This is a genomic window from Georgenia alba, from assembly GCF_042665525.1.
GTDB classification, from domain to species: domain Bacteria; phylum Actinomycetota; class Actinomycetes; order Actinomycetales; family Actinomycetaceae; genus Allobogoriella; species Allobogoriella alba.
The window spans coordinates 297,605-315,570 of record NZ_JBHTCQ010000001.1 but is presented as its reverse complement, the minus strand read 5'-3'; the positions used below and the strand labels follow the sequence as shown (position 1 = coordinate 315,570).

General features: G+C 70.9%; 20 protein-coding genes. 10 read left to right on the top strand and 10 right to left on the bottom strand.

What is annotated here, in order from left to right:
* Positions 1 to 330: 330 nt before the first annotated feature.
* A complete protein-coding gene (locus ACFQQL_RS01540) occupies positions 331 to 1,617 on the bottom strand; it encodes an RNA polymerase sigma factor (RefSeq protein WP_465253984.1) in 1,287 nt (428 codons plus the stop codon).
* The gene (locus ACFQQL_RS01535; protein WP_382390555.1) at positions 1,584 to 1,976 is read right to left on the bottom strand and encodes a YciI family protein; all 393 of its coding nucleotides are present in this window, start codon (positions 1,974 to 1,976) and stop codon (positions 1,584 to 1,586) included. Before ACFQQL_RS01535 ends, ACFQQL_RS01540 begins: the two co-directional genes overlap by 34 nt.
* A 111-nt stretch (positions 1,977 to 2,087) precedes the next feature.
* On the opposite strand from ACFQQL_RS01535, the gene ACFQQL_RS01530 reads away from it, so the two are divergent.
* From ACFQQL_RS01530 to ACFQQL_RS01510, 5 genes are all read left to right on the top strand, one after another.
* Positions 2,088 to 3,038: a ribose-phosphate diphosphokinase gene (locus tag ACFQQL_RS01530; RefSeq protein WP_382390553.1), complete on the top strand. Its 951-nt coding sequence runs from the start codon at positions 2,088 to 2,090 to the stop codon at positions 3,036 to 3,038.
* Positions 3,039 to 3,048: 10 nt separating this feature from the next.
* On the top strand, positions 3,049 to 4,494 hold the full coding sequence (locus tag ACFQQL_RS01525) for an MDR family MFS transporter (RefSeq protein ID WP_382390551.1): 1,446 nt from the start codon (positions 3,049 to 3,051) through the stop codon (positions 4,492 to 4,494).
* Positions 4,495 to 4,626: 132 nt separating this feature from the next.
* The gene (locus ACFQQL_RS01520; protein ID WP_382390549.1) at positions 4,627 to 5,241 is read left to right on the top strand and encodes a ClpP family protease; all 615 of its coding nucleotides are present in this window, start codon (positions 4,627 to 4,629) and stop codon (positions 5,239 to 5,241) included.
* Entirely contained in the window at positions 5,238 to 5,867 is a 630-nt protein-coding gene (locus ACFQQL_RS01515; protein ID WP_382390547.1) for a ClpP family protease, read from the top strand. Before ACFQQL_RS01520 ends, ACFQQL_RS01515 begins: the two co-directional genes overlap by 4 nt.
* Positions 5,868 to 5,891: 24 nt before the next feature.
* Positions 5,892 to 6,281 (top strand): VOC family protein, encoded by a 390-nt coding sequence (locus ACFQQL_RS01510; RefSeq protein ID WP_382390545.1) that lies wholly within the window; start codon positions 5,892 to 5,894, stop codon positions 6,279 to 6,281.
* A 61-nt stretch (positions 6,282 to 6,342) separates the two neighbouring features.
* On the opposite strand, the gene ACFQQL_RS01505 is transcribed toward ACFQQL_RS01510, so the two are convergent.
* The 4 genes from ACFQQL_RS01505 to ACFQQL_RS01490 all read right to left on the bottom strand — a co-directional run bounded on the left by ACFQQL_RS01505 (position 6,343) and on the right by ACFQQL_RS01490 (position 9,914).
* Complete coding sequence (locus tag ACFQQL_RS01505) at positions 6,343 to 7,092, bottom strand: ABC transporter permease (RefSeq protein WP_382390543.1); 750 nt, start codon at positions 7,090 to 7,092, stop codon at positions 6,343 to 6,345.
* Positions 7,093 to 7,139: 47 nt separating this feature from the next.
* Entirely contained in the window at positions 7,140 to 7,937 is a 798-nt protein-coding gene (locus ACFQQL_RS01500; RefSeq protein ID WP_382390541.1) for an ABC transporter permease, read from the bottom strand.
* Positions 7,934 to 8,875 carry an ABC transporter ATP-binding protein gene (locus ACFQQL_RS01495; RefSeq protein WP_382390539.1) on the bottom strand — a complete coding sequence of 314 codons (942 nt, stop codon included), beginning with the start codon at positions 8,873 to 8,875 and terminating at the stop codon, positions 7,934 to 7,936. Before ACFQQL_RS01495 ends, ACFQQL_RS01500 begins: the two co-directional genes overlap by 4 nt.
* 658 nt (positions 8,876 to 9,533) lie before the next feature.
* Positions 9,534 to 9,914: a helix-turn-helix domain-containing protein gene (locus tag ACFQQL_RS01490; RefSeq protein WP_382390537.1), complete on the bottom strand. Its 381-nt coding sequence runs from the start codon at positions 9,912 to 9,914 to the stop codon at positions 9,534 to 9,536.
* A 145-nt stretch (positions 9,915 to 10,059) separates the two neighbouring features.
* Between ACFQQL_RS01490 and ACFQQL_RS01485 the strand changes: the two genes are divergently transcribed.
* Positions 10,060 to 10,437 carry a VOC family protein gene (locus ACFQQL_RS01485; RefSeq protein ID WP_382390535.1) on the top strand — a complete coding sequence of 126 codons (378 nt, stop codon included), beginning with the start codon at positions 10,060 to 10,062 and terminating at the stop codon, positions 10,435 to 10,437.
* Positions 10,438 to 10,445: 8 nt separating this feature from the next.
* On the opposite strand, the gene ACFQQL_RS01480 is transcribed toward ACFQQL_RS01485, so the two are convergent.
* Entirely contained in the window at positions 10,446 to 10,877 is a 432-nt protein-coding gene (locus tag ACFQQL_RS01480; protein WP_382390533.1) for a PPOX class F420-dependent oxidoreductase, read from the bottom strand.
* An 80-nt stretch (positions 10,878 to 10,957) separates the two neighbouring features.
* Here ACFQQL_RS01480 and ACFQQL_RS01475 point away from each other — a divergent pair, with 80 nt between their 5' ends.
* A complete protein-coding gene (locus tag ACFQQL_RS01475) occupies positions 10,958 to 11,431 on the top strand; it encodes a GNAT family N-acetyltransferase (RefSeq protein ID WP_382390531.1) in 474 nt (157 codons plus the stop codon).
* A 102-nt stretch (positions 11,432 to 11,533) separates the two neighbouring features.
* Here the strand turns inward: ACFQQL_RS01475 and ACFQQL_RS01470 are convergent, their stop codons facing one another.
* Positions 11,534 to 12,139, bottom strand: a complete 606-nt coding sequence (locus tag ACFQQL_RS01470) for a GrpB family protein (protein ID WP_382390529.1) — start codon at positions 12,137 to 12,139, stop codon at positions 11,534 to 11,536.
* Positions 12,140 to 12,218: 79 nt separating this feature from the next.
* Here ACFQQL_RS01470 and ACFQQL_RS01465 point away from each other — a divergent pair, with 79 nt between their 5' ends.
* Entirely contained in the window at positions 12,219 to 13,250 is a 1,032-nt protein-coding gene (locus ACFQQL_RS01465) for a GNAT family N-acetyltransferase (RefSeq protein ID WP_382390527.1), read from the top strand.
* Positions 13,251 to 13,263: 13 nt separating this feature from the next.
* Here ACFQQL_RS01465 and ACFQQL_RS01460 read toward each other — a convergent pair whose 3' ends face one another.
* Positions 13,264 to 14,517 (bottom strand): MFS transporter, encoded by a 1,254-nt coding sequence (locus tag ACFQQL_RS01460; RefSeq protein WP_465254010.1) that lies wholly within the window; start codon positions 14,515 to 14,517, stop codon positions 13,264 to 13,266.
* Positions 14,518 to 14,673: 156 nt separating this feature from the next.
* Positions 14,674 to 15,363: a GntR family transcriptional regulator gene (locus tag ACFQQL_RS01455; RefSeq protein ID WP_382390523.1), complete on the bottom strand. Its 690-nt coding sequence runs from the start codon at positions 15,361 to 15,363 to the stop codon at positions 14,674 to 14,676.
* A gap of 147 nt (positions 15,364 to 15,510) precedes the next feature.
* On the opposite strand from ACFQQL_RS01455, the gene ACFQQL_RS01450 reads away from it, so the two are divergent.
* On the top strand, positions 15,511 to 16,374 hold the full coding sequence (locus ACFQQL_RS01450; RefSeq protein ID WP_382390521.1) for a fumarylacetoacetate hydrolase family protein: 864 nt from the start codon (positions 15,511 to 15,513) through the stop codon (positions 16,372 to 16,374).
* Between the two features lie 5 nt (positions 16,375 to 16,379).
* Positions 16,380 to 17,954, top strand: a complete 1,575-nt coding sequence (locus ACFQQL_RS01445) for a Na+/H+ antiporter NhaC family protein (RefSeq protein WP_382390519.1) — start codon at positions 16,380 to 16,382, stop codon at positions 17,952 to 17,954.
* Positions 17,955 to 17,966: the final 12 nt, after the last annotated feature.

Sequence of the window (17,966 nt, the reverse complement as noted above, 5' to 3'; positions counted from 1 at the left end):
GTGGTCGGCCCTCCTGGCCCCTCCTCCGAGTCACTGCAGGAGGCGAGCGAGAACACGAGCAGACAGACCAAGACCAGGGCACGAGGACCAGGGAGGCGACGACTCAGACGCAGCATGGCTACTCGGCCTTCACGGTCAGACCGAGGACGCAGCGCACCGCGTGGGTCGTGTTTCACATCGCGGATTCTTTCAGCGGCGGGCGTGGCGCGACCTTCGAACAGCGCACATGACTGCGGATGAAATCGGTCGGCAAAGAAGGACCCTTACCCGCCACGAGGCGAGCGATCACTGTCGGAGCTTTCATGACGCAGATGAGGCTCCGCACGAGCCTCACGGCTTGCGCCGGGCAGCAGGCGACTCGGCCACGGCGGAGCGGCGGGCGAGGAGGAAGTCCCTCTCGGCGACGTCGTGGGTGAGGGTGATCGCCTTCTCGTAGGCGGCGACGGCGTCCTCGCGCCGGCCGAGCCGGGCGAGCAGGTGCGCGCGGGTCGCCCAGGCCGGCTGGAAGCGCCGCGTCTCCTCGGCGGCTTCGTCCAGGAGCGCCAGGCCGGCGGCCGGGCCGTCGGTCTCACCGACCACCGCCGCCAGCGCCACGGCGCTGCCCTGACTCGGCGCCAGCCGGTGCAGGCCCTCGTGCAGCGGCTTCAGGGCCGCCCAGTCGGTCCGGTCCCCGGGCCGCCGGGCGCAGTGCACCGCCTGGATGGCGGCCTCGAGCTGGAACCGGCCGACCGAGCCGCGCGCGTGCGCGGCCCGCAGGTGGGCGTGCGCGCGCTCGATGAGTGTCGCGTCCCAGCGCCGCGGGTCCTGCCGATCCAGCGGGACGAAACCTCCGCCGTCGTCCCGGCGGGCGGGAGCGCGTGCCGCGGAGAGCAGGACCAGCGCTGCGAGACCACGGACCTCCGGATCCTCCGGCACGAGCGCGGCGAGGATCTCGGCGAGCTGCAGCGCCTCGGGCGGCAGCGGCCGCGGGTCGGACGAGGCGGTCGACCACTCGATGGCGTAGGCGCCGTAGACCGCCTCGAGCAGGGCGGTCATCCGGTCGGGCAGGTGCGAGCGGTCCGGGATCCGGAACGGCAGCCGGACCTCCTTGATCCGGCGCTTGGCCCGCACGAGCCGGGTGGCCATGGTCGCGGTCGGCACGCTGAACGCACCCGCGATCTGCGCCGCGGTGAAGCCGAGGACCGTGTTGAGCATGAGCGGGGTGCGGACCGCACGACTGATGGCGGGGTGCGCGCAGACGAGCATCAGCTCGAGGCGCTTGTCCGGCACGGCGTCGGGGTCGACGTCGTCCAGGACCGCCACGGCCCGGGTGCGCTCCAGACCGGCGACGTCGAGCGCCTCGGTGTGGCGCGCCTCGGCGGACTTCCACCGGTCGCGCTGCCGGTTGCGGGCAACGGTCAGCAGCCAGGCCTCGGGGTTCGCCGGGACGCCGCGCTCGGGCCAGGTGAGCAGTGCCCGTTCCAGGGCGTCGCCGAGGGCGTCCTCGGCGGCGGCCAGGTCGCCGTCGGCGGCCGCGAGCAGCGCCAGGAGGCGGCCGTAGCCGTCCCTGGCGGCCACGGCCGCCGCGGCGAACGCGGGCTCCGTCACGCCCGCTCGACGGGGCTCGGTGCGGTCCATGCGCCGTCGACGTAGGACGTCGCGGCCGGCCGGACCTCGACGGATCCGTAGGTGGCGCCCGGGCACTTCTCCGCCCAGGCGATGGCGGCATCGCCGTCGGCGACGTCGATCACGAAGATGCCGGCGAGCGCCTCCTTCGTCTCGGCGAACGGGCCGTCCTGGATCTGCACCTCGCCGGTGCGGCGCGTGACGGTGGTGGTCGCCGGCGAGAACTGCAGGACCTCCGCGGCGATCAGCACGCCGGCCCTGTCGAGGGCGTCGGCGTACTCCTGGAAGAGCCGCTCCATCTCCTCCAGCCCCTCCTCAGGGATCTCGCCGGGGCCGGGCTCGACGTTGTGCAGCAGCAGTGCGTAACGCATGGGTTCGTCTCCTTCGTCGGGTTCAGTCTGGCCACCACGGCGGTGGCCCGGTACCCCCATGACGACCGGGCGTCGCCGAACTCGCCACGTTCCTGAAATAGACTTCGCTGCGTGGCCGATGTGCGGGTCTTCGCCGGGACGAGCGGGCAACGCTTCGCGCAGGAGATGTGCGACGACCTCGGCGTCCCGCTGAGCCCCGTCAACCTGCAGCGGTTCGCCAACGACTGCCTCCAGGTGCAGCTCCTGGAGAACTGCCGCGAGCGAGACGTCTACCTGGTGCAGCCGATCATCACGCCCACGCAGGAGAACCTGATGGAGCTCCTGCTGATGATCGACGCCGCGAAGGGCGCCTCGGCGCAGCGGATCACCGCGGTGATGCCCCACTTCGCGTACGCGAGGTCGGACAAGAAGGACGCGCCGCGGATCTCCGTCGGCGGCCGCCTGGTCGCCGACCTGCTGGAGACGGCCGGGGTGAACCGCGTGCTCACCATGACGTTGCACGCGCCGCAGGTCCACGCGTTCTTCCGGGTGCCCACCGACCAGCTCAACGCGCTACGCGAGCTGGCCGGTCACTTCGAGCCCGGCGACCTGTACCGGACCACCGTCGTCTCCCCGGACCTCGGCAACGCCAAGCCGGCCAGCGCCTTCGCCAAGATGCTCGGGGTGCCGGTGGCCGCCGCCGCGAAGGAGCGTCTCGACGGCGACCGGGTGGAGATCACCTCGCTGATCGGCGACGTCACCGACCGCGACATCATCGTGCTCGACGACGAGATCGCCGGCGGCACCACGATCATCGCCCTCCTCGAGCTGCTGCGTGAGCAGCGGGCCCGCACCGTCCGCATCGCATGCACCCACGGCATCTTCGGCGGCGACTCGCTCCAGCGGATCGCCGCGGACTCCTCCGTCGCGGAGATCGTCACCACGAACACGATCCCGTCGGCGGAGGCGCAGGTGCACGACAAGCTGACCGTCATCAGCGTGGCCGGGGCCTTCGCCGAGGCGGTCCGCCGCATCCACACCGGGGAGTCGGTCAGCGCGCTGTTCGACCCGACGCACGTATGAGACGCCCCGGATGACGGGGCCGGAGCAACGGCCCGCGACGCCGGTCAGCCGCCAGGACGTGGGGCTGCGCTCCGAGCGGGGCCCGATCCTCGGCGCCCTCATGCTGTGCACCTCGCTCGTGGCGCTCGACGCGACCATCCTCGCCACCGCCTCGACCACCATCGCGCACGAGCTGGACGCGTTCGAGCAGGTGCCGTGGCTGTTCTCGGTCTACACCCTTGCGCAGGCCGTGACCGTGCCGGTCTACGGACGCCTCGCCGACGTCCTCGGCCGCAAGCGCATGATGCTGGCCGGCGTCACGATCTTCCTGCTCGGCTCGGTGCTGTGCGCGGTCGCCTGGTCGATGCCGGCGCTCATCGGCGCCCGGGTGATCCAGGGCCTCGGGGCCGGAGCGATGCTGCCGATGTCGATGACGATCGTCAGCGACATCTACACCCTCGCCGAACGAGCCAAGACCCAGGGTTACCTCGCGAGCGTCTGGGCGATCTCCGCCGTCGTCGGGCCGACGCTCGGCGGCGCGTTCTCGCAGTTCCTCAGCTGGCGGTGGATCTTCTGGGTCAACCTCCCGCTCGGTGCCGTGGCCGTCTTCATGCTGGTGCGCCACTTCCGCGAGAAGCCGCGTGAGGGCGAGCGTGAGCCGATCGACTACGTGGGTGCCGTGCTGCTCACCGCCGGCAGCACGCTCATGGTCGGTGGACTGCTCGAGGGCGGGACCTGGGGCTGGGCGTCGGCGACGACGCTGGGTGTCTTCGGCGGCGCCGTCGTGCTGCTGGCCGCCTTCGCGATGTGGGGCCGGCGGGTTCCGCACCCGATCTTCGACCTGCGGATCCTGCGCCGCCGGGTCGTGAGCACCACGACGGTCGTCTCGCTCATGGTCGGCGTCATCGTGCTCGGCCTCACCACGTACGTGCCGATCTACGCGCAGGGGGTGCTCGGCGCCTCGCCGCTCGTCGCCGGGTTCGCGCTCGCGGCCATGACGATCGGCTGGCCGCTCACCGCCTCGCTCTCCGGGCGGGTCTACCTGCGCGTCGGGTTCCGCTCGACGGGGCTGCTCGGCGGGTCGCTGGTCCTCGGCGGCTCGGCGCTGGCCCTGATCCTCGGCGAGGGCAGCCACGTCTGGCACATCGCGCCGATCACGTTCCTCATCGGCGCCGGCATGGGTCTGACCGCGGTGCCGACGCTCATCGCGGCCCAGAACAGCGCCGACTGGTCCACCCGAGGTGCCGTGACCGGGACCAACATGTTCGCGCGGTCGCTCGGTTCGGCGGTGGGCGTCGCCGTGTTCGGCGCGGTGGTCAACGCCAACACCACGGTCGGCGCGGACGGGACGCCGTCGGGACCCGGCCTCGCCCACGCCATCCACCTGGTGTTCTGGTGCTCGGTCGCGACCGCCGTCGTGTTGCTGCTCGCCGTCGTCCTCATGCCGCGGGACGGCCGGCCGGACTCCTCACGCTGACGGCGTCACCCGAGCGACGTGCCGCAAGGGGTGCGGGTCGCCGGGGGGCACGGCCCGTGTCGCTGCTCGGAGCAGATCTGCCGTCGGCAGCAACGGGCGCCGTGCGCCGCCGTCGTGGCGCAGGCTCGAGGCATGGCAGAAGAGCCCAGACCCCAGTTCACCGACCGGATGCGCGAGGAGCTCCTGGTCCGGCGGGTGCTCGTCCTCGACGGCACCCTCGACGACGACAACGGTGCGCAGCTGATGACCCAGCTGCTCACCCTCGCCTCCGACGACGCCAAGACCGACATCGCCCTGTGGATCCACTCACCGGGTGGTTCGGTCCCCGCCATGCTGGCGATCCGCGACGTCATGCGACTCGTCCCGAACGACGTCGCGACCCTGGCGCTCGGGCTCGCCTGCAGCGCGGGGCAGTTCCTGCTGTCCGCCGGGACGAGAGGCAAGAGGGTCGCGCTGCCGCACTCACGCATCCTCATGCACCAGGGTTCCGCCGGGATCGGCGGTTCCGCGGTCGAGGTCGAGGTGCAGGCGGAGGACCTGCGGCACACCCGCGACACGGTGCTCGGCCTCATCGCGGAGGACACCGGTCAGCCGCTGGAGCGGGTCTTCGAGGACTCGCGGCACGACCGGTGGTACACGGCCGAGGAGGCGCTCGAGTACGGCTTCATCGACCGGCTCGTCGGCGGGTTCGACGACGTGATGGCGCCCAAGCGCCGGCACCCGATCGGTCTGGGGGCCACCTCATGAGCAGCTACACCATCCCGAACGTCATCGCCCAGCACCCGCGCGGCGAGCGGATCATGGACGTCTACTCCCAGCTGCTCGCCGAGCGGATCATCTACCTCGGCACGGGCATCGACTCCGGCGTGGCCAACACCGTCATCGCGCAGCTGCTGCACCTGGAGTCGGCCTCACCGGAGAGCCCGATCAGCCTCTACATCAACTGCGAGGGCGGCGACCCGTCCGCGATGCTCGCGATCTACGACACCATGCAGTACATCAACGCGCCCGTGGCGACGACGTGCGTCGGGCAGGCCTTCGCGGCCGGCGCGGTGCTCCTCGCGGGGGGTGCTCCCGGACAGCGCGCCGTGCTGCCGCACACGCGCATCGTCCTGCACCAGCCGGCCGTGCAGGGCGGGCGTGGCACCATCCCGGACCTCATCCTGCACGCGGACGAACTGGTGCGGATCCGGTCCGAGATCGAGACAGTCCTCGCGCGGCACACCGGCCAGTCGGTGGAGACGCTGCGCCGCGACACGGACCGCGACCGGGTGTTCACGGCCCAGGCCGCGCTGGAGTACGGGCTGGTGGACGAGGTGCTCGACCGCCGGACGCTCGCCGGGAGGCCGGCGGCGGTGGGCGCCGCCGGCTGACGGCTCTTACGGCACCATCGACACATGGCACAGCTGAGAGACGTCGTCGTCGACTGCCACCGGCCGAGTGCCCTCGCCCGGTTCTGGGCCGATGCACTCGACGACTACCAGGTCGCGCCCTACGACGACGCGGAGCTCGAGCGGCTCGCGGGCCTGGGTATCCACGACGTCGCCGACGACCCTACGGTCCTGGTGGAGCGGATCGACGGTGGACTCCCCCGGGTGTGGTTCCAGCGCGTGCCGGAGCCCAAGTCGGTGAAGAACCGGGTGCACCTCGATGTGACTGCCAGGGACCGGCACGCCGAGCTTGCTCGGCTGACGAGGCTCGGGGCGAGCGTCGTCGACGAGCAGGACGGCTGGACCGTGCTCGCCGACCCGGAGGGCAACGAGTTCTGTCTCTTCCCGGCCGCGTGAGTGGGGCGCGCTGCCGTGAACGAGGTGCGCCCGGGTGACGCCACAGGTCGCACAGCGTGCGTCACGAGCTCGCGCTGCTGTACCGCCGGATGCCGGCGAGCCAGTGCAGCCGCGTGATGACGGCGAGGACGACGACCAGGCCCGCACCGTAGCCCAGCAGCCGGAGCTCGATGTCGCCGGTGAGCAGCTCGACCGGGACCGTCGTCGCCAGCCCCAGCGGGATCACCGAGAGCAGGAGAATCCGGACGGTCCGCGGAAAGAAGGCAAGCGGGTACTTGCCGGCGGTGAGCAGGGCCCCGAGGAGCTCGCCCAGCGCGTCGACCGACGTGAACCAGAACGCGAGATAGCCGAGATTCAGCCACACCAGGGAGACCGCGACGAAGCCGAGCACGAAGCCGAGAACCGCCAGGGTGAGCAGCTCCGGCCGGATGGCCAGATCGGAGACCGTCAGTCCGACAGCTGCCAGGGCGAGCCCCGAGGCAGCACCCCACAGCTCCGCCGGCTGGACCCATCGCAAGGACGCGAACGCCTGCGTGGCAACCGGTCGGATGAGGATGAGATCGAGGTCGCCCTCCCGGATGTACGACGTCATGCGGGCCTGGTTCGGCGACACGAACGTCGCCAGCAGGGATGCCATCACTTCCGAGACGCCCGCAACAGCCATGACGAGCCCGACGTCCCAGCCGTTCACGCTGTCCGTGTGGTCGAAGATCACCAGGACCGGGACCACCTGGGCGACCATCTCCAGGAGGCCGACGACGACGGTGGTCCAGACCTGAGCCCGGAACTGCGCCTCGCGGATCAGCGCCATCGTCAGCACGGCCCGAGCTACGTTGAATCCGTGTCGTAACGCACGCATCAGGCACCGGTCCCGGAGTAGGTGCGCAGCCCCAGCCGCCAGACCAGCACAGCAGCGACCGCGAACACGAGCATCCAGCCGACCTGCAGCCCGAAGCCGGCGGCCAGTCCGCCCGGTACGTCACCGAGCAGCACTTCGAGCGGGAACGACACCAGGTAGCGAAAGGGCTGCACCAGGCTGACGTCACGCAAGACGTCGGGCAGCAGCGCGAGCGGTACCACGACTCCGGACAGGACCGGGACGATCACCTCCTTCGCCCGCAGGAACCCGTTCACGTCGGCGAACCAGAACGCGAGCGAGCCGACCGTGACGTCGAGCAGCCATCGCATGAGTGCGGCGATGATCAACGACGCGAACGCCAGCAGCCACCGTCCGAGACCGGTCGGCATCTCGAACGCGTCACCGAGCGCGAAGGCGAGCACGGCGACGAGCGGCACGAGGAGCACCAGCTTGATGACCTTCTCGCCGACGTTGTTGGCGAGCGCGTTGAGGTGTGTCGACGTCGGCCGGCACAGATAGCGGTTGAGCCCTCCGTCGCGGATCTCCTCCGCCAGGTAGAACGCCGTCCAGGACGCCGTCAGCATCTCCGCCACCGAGACCAGCACGAAGTACGCCGTCAGATACCGGGCAGACGTCGGCAGCTGGGCTCCCGAGACGATCGCCGCCTGCCAGACGAACAGCGAGATCAACGGGATCAGCATGTTGCCGACCTGCCACAGGAACACCTCGCCGCGATACGTCAGGGACACGGAGAGGTTCAACGACACCAGCGTGCCGAAGGTGCGAACGTGCCTCACGCTTGCATCACCGCCCGCATCACGTCGTCCAGATCGGCGTCGCGCACCTCGACGTCGAGGAGCTCTCCGCGTGCCGTGGCCTCGGCGAGCACTCGTGTGGTCTCGGACCGGTCGACGTCCATCTCGACCTGACCCAGCTCGCCGGCGTAGCTCAGGGTGATCCGCTTGTGCGGCCTCGTCTGCCTGATCAGCTCCGCAGGTGTGCCGTCGAACTGCACGCGCCCGTGGTCGATCAGGATCAGCCGTCGGCAGAGCTCAGCGACGTCGTCCATGTCGTGACTGGTCAGCACGACGGTGACGCCGGTCCCGGAGTCCGTCGCGAGCTCGGTGTTGACGGTGCGCAGGAACTGGCGGACGGCGGCCTTCGACACCACGTCCAGCCCGATCGTCGGCTCGTCCAGGAACAAGAGCCGCGGACGATGCACCAGGGCGACCGCGAGCTCGCACTTCATCCGCTGTCCGAGGGACAGCTGACGTACCGGCACGTCGATCACGTCGGACAGCTCGAGAAGGTCGACGAGCTGGTCGACACTGTCGGTGAACTCCGACGGGGACAGGTCGTAGATCGCCTTGTGCAGGTCGAGGCTCGCGCGCGTGGAGACGTCCCACCAGAGCATCGACTTGCTGCCCAGCACGATCGCGATCTCGCGCAGGAACGCGAACCGCCTCTTGCTCGGCTCGTACCCGAGAACCCTCAGGTCCCCGCCTGTGGGGCGCAGCAGCCCCGAGAACATCTTCAAGGTCGTGGTCTTGCCGGCACCGTTGCGGCCGAGCAGACCGACGAACTCACCGTCATCGATGGTGAGGTCGAGGTCGTTGACCGCCAGCCGGTCGCCGTGCTGGCGGTGGACGAGGTCGATCAGGGCGCCGCCGAGGCCGGCGCGAGAACGGTGAAAGCGGTAGGACTTGCTGAGTCCAGTCGCAGCGATCGCAGGCATGACTCTCCAAGGTCAAGGTCGGTGGCACGGCCTGCTGACGGGCCGTGAACGAGAAACTCGGACACGGCCGATCGGCGGAGCGCGTGCCTCGGCTCTGACCGAGGGGCTCCTGGATCCGGACTGAGGTCCGAGGACCTAGGTAGGAGCGGGAGTCGCCACGCTGCGGACCGTAACAGCGCGGATCTCGTGGCCGCCACGACAAACCGGGCCGCACGTGCCACGCCGTACAGGTGGTGCTAGATCGCCGGACGCTCGCCCGGCGGTGGTGGGCGTGGCCGGCTGACGGCTCTTACGGCTCCGTGGCCATGGCGGACGCGGGGCTGCGCTGGATGTACTGAACCTGGTGTGCTGAGCGGACCTAACGTGCAGAGCGGAGGAGATCTCTCAGGCTGTTCCTGAGCGATCGCCTCCACACGTGCGGCGTTCGACCGGTCTGAGGGTGACCGGTGGCGCCGGCTGTCACATGGAGATCGTCGAGCCGCACGTGCTCGAACTCTGGCGGCGCCCACACCCACTTCTCGTGCGTGGTGGTGCGATCCACCAAGGGGCTCTCGACGGCACGCGTCGAAACGGATGACGGCCGTCGTCGTCGGAGTGAAGGGCGGCCGACACCGCTCCGCCGCGCGGACCGGACGCTCGTGGCCCGGCGCGAGAGTGGTCAGGCGGCCAGCGCGAGCCGGACCGTACCCTCGGCCCGGGTGGCCCGCTGCGGGGCGGCGGGCGCCTGCGCCGTTCGGAGGGCGACGACCTGCGAGCGGCGCAGCTCGTCGGCCACCTGCCAGGTGAGGTCGAGCAGGCTCGTCCCGAGGGCCCGGGCGATCGCGGCGATCATCTCGCTCGACGGCTCCTTGCGGCCGCGCTCGATCTCCGAGAGGTACTGAGGCGACATCCCGGCGGCGTCCGCGGTCTCAGTCAGCGTCCGGCCCTGGTCGAGGCGCCGCTCCCGCAGCTGCTCGCCGAGGAGGTTCCGCCACAGCGGCTCCCGCGCGGCCGCGGCCGTGCGACGCCGGATGTCACCGATCCGCGTGAGCTCGCCCATGACGCAACCTCACCACAGCCGTCCCGTCGCGGGACAGGAGTTCTGCTGACAGCAGAGGCGGCCCGGGTGCGCCGGCCACGCCGGGACCCGGCGCCGACGAGCTATCTTGACGTCGAGACATGTCCCCGCGTCAGGAGGCGTCACCGTGCGACTGCATCACGTCCAGGTCTCCATGCCCGCCGGCGGCGAGGACGAGGCGCGGCGCTTCTACCGTGACGGCCTTGGGATGACGGAGGTCGACAAGCCGGCCGCGCTGGCCGGGCGCGGCGGCTGCTGGTTCCGCTCCTACGACGGCGATCGGGTCGCGGCCGAGATCCATCTCGGCGTCGACGATCCATTCGTGCCCGCGAAGAAGGCTCATCCCGCCGTCGTCCTCGGCTCCGTGGACGAGCTCGAGGCGCTCGGTGCGCGTCTGGATGACCTCGGCTTCGAGGTCAGCTGGGCGGAGCGGCACACGTTCGAGGGCTACCAGCGGTTCCACTGCCGAGACGCCTTCGGCAACCGGGTGGAGGTCCTCGCCTGACGGGTCGCTCAGCGGATCCGCGCCCCGTACACGTGCTGCACGTGCAAGGCCATGAGCACCCGGCGGTCGGAGACCATCACGGACCGGTACTCGTCCCAGTCCGGATGCTCGCCGGCGGCCCTGCGGTAGTAGTCGACCAGTGCCTCGACCTCCGGGCCGTGCGGGTCCGTGCCCGGGCCGGTCAGCGTCACCGTGCCCTCGGCCGTGGCCCAGGACCAGCCGTCGGCACTGGTGACCTCCAGCGCCGCTCGCGGGTCGCGCCGCAGGTTCGCGGTCTTGGCGCGGCCCTCGGTGATCGAGACGTAGACGGTCTCGGTGTCGCGGTCCCACGACGGCGTGACCGGCGAGAGCTGCGGGAGCCCGTCGGACTTGATGGTGGCGAGGATGCCGAGGCGAGCTTCGGCGAGCAGGGCACGGGGATCGAACGGTGCGTCGGCCATACTCTCGCCAACCGGGGGAGGCCGCAGGCCATTCCTCTCGTAAGGTCTGAAGCGTGACGAGCGCTGGCATCATCAGGCGGATGACAGGCCAGGACTGGCAGCAGGTCTGGTCGTTCTTCGAGGAGATCGTCCGCGACGGCGAGACCTACGCCTACCCGGCCGACCTCAGCTCGGCAGAGGCCGAGCAGCTCTGGACGGCGAAGTCGCCCGGGCAGACCGTGGTCTACGAGTCCGGGGGACAGATCCTCGGCAGCGCCCTCATGGGACCGAACCGGCCGGGGCGTGGGAGCCACGTCGGCACGGCGTCGTTCATGGTCTCGTCGGCGGCACGCGGGCGTGGCGTGGGCCGAGAGCTGGGGGAGTACGTCATCGCGTGGCACCGGGAACACGGCTATCGGGCGATCCAGTTCAACGCCGTCGTCGAGACCAACACCGCCGCCGTGCAGCTGTGGCAGTCCCTCGGCTTCCGCATCATCGGCACCGTGCCCGAGGCGTTCGACTCGCAGACGCACGGGCTGGTCGGGCTGCACGTGATGCACCTGCCGCTGGACTGAACGCCGTCCGCGCGTCGTCGGCGGGAGCGCAGCGCTCCGCCACCGGCACCCACACCACCGACCCGGGGCGCCGTCGCCCTGGTGCTCGGACCTGTCGATCGGTCACACGAGCCCGGCCGCCGCGAAGGCGCGGGTGTAGATGTCGCGGATCACCTGCTGCTTGCGGGCGTTGTACTGCATGACGTGCTCGCCCTCGGCGTTCGCGGCCTCGGCCGCGGCGACCTTGGCGTCGCGGTACAGCGCGCGGTCCTCGGCGTTCGCGCGGAGCCAGTCGCGGAAGATCTTGTGCCGGGCCGCCTCGGGGCAGTCCGGCGAGAAGACGTGCAGGTTGCACCTGGGGGCGCCGAAGCGCAGGCAGCGGTGCTCGTACCACCACGGCTCGCGGATCGTCAGGACGAACCCGGCGGCCTCGAGCGGTGGCAGCCAGGCCGCCTCGTCGGCGGAGTCGGCGACCGTCAGGTCGATGTCCACGATCGGCTTCGCCGGTAGGCCGGGCACCGAGGTCGAGCCGACGTGCTCGATGCCGAGGGCCCGCTCGCCGAGTGCCTCGCGGATCAACCGGGCCAGGTGCTCGAAGTCCTCCGCCCAGCCCGGATCCGCGGGCACGATCGCGATGCTCTCCGCCTCCGGCGCCCCGGCCACGAAGGCGCTCGCGCCGGGAGGTGGTGGTGCGTCGTCGAACCGCACGATGTCTGCCGCGGTGAGCACACCGGGAGGATAGTGGCGTCGAACCTGCTGTCGCGGAAATCCGCTGCCCGGACACCTCCGACGTGCCAGGCTTCCTCCCATGCCGCTCCTCAGCCAACGCGTCGACGCGCCCGAGACCCCGCACACCCCGCAGCATCCCGAGGTCACGTGGCGGCCGGCGACAGCGGACGATATCGATCGCATCCACGCCCTGTTCCTCGCGGCGGGCGCCGTCGACCATCCGTGGTGGGTGATGCCGCGGGAGGACGTGGCCGCGGACTTCGAGGTCTCCTACATCGACCCCACTCGGGACACGATGATCGCCGTCGCACCGTCCGGCGAGGTGGTCGCGGTGGGCACCGCCACCCTCGGCCCGGGTGCGGACACGCGGCTCCAGGCGTACGTCTTCGGCGCCGTCCACCCCGGGTGGCGCGGTCGCGGTCTCGGCCGGCAGCTTGCCGCCTGGCAGCACGACCGCGCCCTGCAGCACCTCGCCCGTGCGGACGTGGACCTTCCCGGCTGGATCGTGACCTACGCCGAGGACCACCAGGACGACGTCGTCGCGCTCTTTGCGCGCTTCGGTCTCGCCCCCGCGCGGTACTTCACCGAGATGGACTGGCGCCCGGAGTCGGCCCCGCCGCTGCCGGAGATCGCCCTGCCCGACGGCCTGCGCATCGAGCCGTTCACGGCGGAGCTGTCCGAGGCGACCCGCCTCGCCCGGAACGACTCCTTCCGGGACCACTGGGGCAGCCAGCCCACCGTGCCGGAGAAGTGGGCGAAGTTCGTCGGCAGCGGGACGTTCCGCGGTGACCTGTCCCGCGTCGTCGTCGAGGACACCGACGACGGTCCGCGCGTCGCGGCATTCGCCCTCACCACGGTCGACGAGGGGACCTTCGCCGCCAAGGGCTTCACGCACGGGTACGTGGCGCTGGTCGGCGTGGTGCGTGAGCACCGCGGCAGGCGGCTCGCCCCCGCCGTGCTGACCGCTCAGCTGCGCGCGATCACCGCCGCCGGCCTGGAGGGCGGCGTGCTGGACGTGGACTCCGAGAGCCCCACCGGCGCCCTCGGCCTCTACGAGCGGCTCGGGTACACGGCCACCCACCGCAGCGTCGCACTCGTGCGCGAGGTGTGACCGAGGGCCGGAGTCAGCGCGTGCCGGACCCGGCGGGCTCGTCGATGACCTTGCCGTACCGTTCGAGCTCGATCTCCTGCAGGGTCTTGCCCCGGGTGTTCGGCGCCCAGATCGTGCCGACCAGCAGGGCCACGCCGAGCATCGCCAGCATGATCGTGCCCACGAACGGCACGCCGTGCGTCGCCAGCAGCGTCGGGAACCAGTAGCTGAGCAGTCCGACGGCGATGCGCGCCGCGAAGAACAGCACGCCCTGGGCGCTGGCCCGGTAGGGCGTCGCGAAGAGCTCGGCGGTCCACAGCGCGTAGAAGGCCTGGGCGCCGATACCCGCCGAGATGCCCCACAGGCTCGCGAAGAGGATGAGCAGCGGCGTGGTCGCGTCGACGAACACCAGCAGCACCCACGCGACGATGCCGAGGGCGGCACCGACCGCGTACAGCGCCCGTCGGTCGATGCGGTCCCCGTATCGCATGAACCCCAGGTAGGTCGCCGCGACGGTCAGGGTCCACAGCAGCACCTGCAGCAGGTTCTGCTCGACGGCGCTCTCCACGCCGGCGGTCGCGTACACGCGCGGCATGAAGATGCCCATCTGGCCCGCGACCGTGTTCCACAGGGCGTACACGCCGAACAGGAACAACAGGGCTCGGACGTTGGCGGGGTGCGAGAGCAGCTCCTTGAGGCCGCGGCGGCGTAGCCCGGTCTGCCGCTGCGCCTCCTGCTTGGCCTTCGCGTTCTTCCAGATCTCGGACTCGGCCAGGCCCCGGCGGACCCACCAGGTGATGAAGGCGATGACGAACAGGTGCGCGAAGACCAGCCGGCTGCCCAGCAGCCCCAGCGGGACCAGCGCCGTCGCCAGCGCGAAGACGAGCGCCGGGCCGAGCGACCAGGCGAGCTGCGCCGTGCCCACGTGCGAGGCGCGCCGACCTGCAGGGGCCTCCTCGGCGATGTAGGTCCACGCCACGGGCACGCCCGCGCCGACGGCGATGCCGGTGAGGACCACGCCGAGCAGGAGCATCCAGTGCGCGGCCGCGAAGATCACCAGCGCGGTGCCGACCATGTAGAGCACCAGGTCGTAGGTGTAGATGAACTTCCGGCCGTAGCGGTCGCCGAGCGGGCCGCCGATCATCGCGCCGATCGCCGCGCCGAACGCGTTCGCGCTGAGCGCCGCGACCAGCCCGACGGCGAGGTCGGTGAGGCCGAAGTACTCCTGCCAGAGGGAGAGGCTCGTCGCCAGCGCGATGATGGAGCCGGCCTCGATGTAGTTGGACATCGCCACTGCGATGGTGGCCTTGTACCCCGAGAGGCGGCCGTTCGTCGTCGTGGTCACTGTGGTCCTCCGGCCGGCGCCCTGCCGACCATGAATCGATTCACGCAAAGGTCCGGCCGATTCAACACCGGCGCCGCCGCCGGGGCAAGCCCGTGGCGGTCAGTGGCTCTGCCCGGGGCCCGGAAAGTCGTTGATCATGGCCTCGAACGTGTTCCGCAGGTGCGCCTCCTCCACCTGGGCCGCCCGTTCGGCGTCCCGCGCACGGACCGCGTCCAGGAGGTCGCGGTGCTCGCGGTTTGCGCGCGCCGGCAGGTCCGGGTCCGCCACCACCAGCCACCGGATGTAGGTGGCCGAGGTGTCCCGCAGGGTGCCGAGGATCTGGACCAGCTTCGGGGAGACTGCCGCCTCCGCGAAGATCGCGTGGAACGCCCGGTTGTCCTGTGCCCACTGCCCGGGGTCGCTCACCGTGTTCATGCGCTCCCAGTACGCCTCCGCGCGGTCGAGCGCCTCCTCGGTGATGTTGGGCGTCGCCTTCCGCATCGCGAGTGGCTCGAGCAGCAGCCGGATCTCGTAGATCTCGCGCAGCTCCGCCTTGTCCACCGCGCGCACGATCGCGCCACGGTGGGCGTCGATGCGGACCAGGTCCTCGCTCGCCAGCCTCCGGAGCGCCTCGCGCACCGGAGTGGTGCTCACCGACAGGCGGGCGGCCACCTCGCTCTGGGTCAGCCGGGTCCCGGGCGGCAGGTCCCCGCGCAGGATCGCGTTCCGCAAGGCCTCGTACGTGAGCTGCTGGGCGGTGCGGGGCATCCGGCTGCTCTCGGACAGGACGTCCAGTCTCAGCTCGGACACGCCGCCCCCTCCCTCAGCCCGGCCACCACGCACGACTGCATCATGCCGCGTCCGACCAGGCCGGTACCCATGTCGCACATCCGATGCATTGTGCATAATACGTCGTTGACGGCTGGCACTGATCAATGACGACAGAGCGGGTGAGCCATGAGATTCCTGTCCTTCCACGCCGGCGACGGCACCACACACCTCGGGGTCGAGACGGACGGAGGGATCGTCGACCTGACCGCGGCCGGCGGTGCCGACGGTCTCCCCGTCTCCGCGACGGCGCTCGCGGCGGGTGGCCCGGACGCCCTCGACGCCGTGCGCGCCCTCCTCGAGACCGGCCCGCCGGCGACCTCGGTCGACGGGCTGAGGCTCGCGCCGGCCGTGCCGGACCCGGAGAAGATCGTCTGCGTCGGCGCGAACTACCGGAAGCACTCCGCCGAGGCCGGTCTGCCGGTACCGGAGAACCCGATCTACTTCGCCAAGTACCGCAACAGCCTCGCGGGCCACGGGCAGGCCGTCGCCATCCCGGCGGCGACGACGCAGGTGGACTACGAGGTCGAGCTGGTCGCCGTCATCGGTCGCCCGGCCAGAGAGGTCTCGCCGTCGGAGGCGCTGGACCACGTCTTCGGCTACGCGACCGGCAACGACCTCTCGGCGCGCGAGCTGCAGACCCGGACCAGCCAGTGGATGTACGGCAAGATCCTCGACGGCTTCGCGCCGCTCGGCCCCTACCTGGTCACCGCGGACGAGGTGCCCGATCCGCAGCAGCTCGAGCTACGGACCTGGGTCAACGGCGCCATCCGGCAGGACGCCAACACCTCCGACATGGTGTTCGACGTCGCGACCCTGGTCTCTGACCTTTCCCAGGCCATGACGTTGCAGCCGGGCGACCTCATCTACACCGGCACGCCGGAGGGCGTCATCCTCGGCACCGCCGAGAGGATCTGGCTCAGGCCGGGCGATCTCGTGGAGTGCGAGGTCGGCGGCCTGGGCCGGCTGTCCACCACCCTCGTGGAGGGCTGAGCCCGATGGAACCGTCGATCCTCTCCCTGCTCCCTCCGCTGGTGACGATCGGCCTGGCCATCACCACCAAGCGGATCATCCCCGCACTCGCCGTCGGCATCGTGCTCGGGTCCCTCATGGCGGCCGGGTGGGACGTCCTCGGCGCCGGCCGGCTGATCGGCGAGGTCGTGAGCGGCCTCGTCATCGCCGAGGGGGCGATCGCCGAGGAGATGTACATCTCGGTCTTCGTGTTCCTCCTCGGCGTGCTCACGGCGTTCATCTACCTGGCCGGCGGGACGGGGGCGTTCGCGGAGTGGATGAGCCGCCACGTGCGCACGCGCGCGAGAGCCACGCTCGTCCCGGTGGTCGTCGGCGTGGTGCTGTTCTTCGACGACGCCTTCTCGGCTCTCGTCGGTGGCAACATCAGCCGATCGGTGACGGACCGGCACCGGGTCTCCCGCGCCAAGCTGTCCTACCTCATCGACTCCACCGCCGCGCCGGTCATCATCCTGGTGCCGATCTCGGGCTGGGCGGCGTTCATCGCGGCAACGATGTCGGGGATCTTCGCGGACAACGACATCACCGAGCTCACCGGGTACGAGGCCTACCTGCAGAGCGTGCCGACGAACTTCTACGCGATCACGGCACTGCTCTTCGCCGTCGCGGTCGCCGCCCTCGGCCTGAACCTCGGCCCGATGCGCCGCCACGAGACCCGCGCCGTCGAGACCGGTGAGCTGTGGGACGCCAGCCGCGGCAAGGTGCCCGGCGAGGCGAGCCGCAAGCTCGAGCAGCGTGACGACGGCCGCCCCCGTGACCTGCTGGTCCCGGTAGCCATCCTGGTGGTGCTGACGATCGTGTTCGCGGCGTGGATCGGGATCGCCGGGACCGACGGCCCGATCACCGTCATGCAGGTGCTCGCCAACACCGACGTCATCCTGGCGCTCTTCTGGAGCGGTCTGGTCTCGTGCATCGTGGCCGGCGCGATGCTCCTCGCGCGCCGCACGCCGGCGCGGGACGTGGGACGCGCGGCGCTCGTCGGCGCAGGGTCCATGTGGATGGCCGTGGTGGTGGTCTTCCTGGCGTGGGTGACGGCGGAGATCATCTCCGAGCTCGGGATCGGCGAGTACGTCGCGGGCTTCATCACCGGCGACCTCGCGTTCTCCCTGCTGCCGGCGATCCTGTTCCTGCTCGCGTCCTTCGTGGCGTTCTCGATGGGCAGCACCTTCGGGACTTTCGGGCTGATCCTGCCGATCGCGGCGGAGATCGTGGCGAACGTCGACCTGTCGATGCTCATCCCGGCGTTCGGGGCGGTGCTGGCGGGTGCGATCTTCGGCGACCACACCTCCCCGCTGTCCGACACCACGATCCTGTCCTCGATCGGGTCGGGCATCCAGGTGATCGAGCACGTCAACACCCAGCTGCCGTACGCGCTGGTCTGCTCGGCGTCCTCGCTCGTCGGGTTCGTCGTCCTCGGCGTCACCCAGAGCACCGCCGTCGGGCTGCTCGCGGCTCTCGCCGCGCTGGCGCTGGCGATCGCGTTCCTGCGGGCCCGGCTGCCGCGCCTACCCGAGCGGGCGACCGCGAGGCCGGCGCCTGTCTGACCGGTGGCTCAG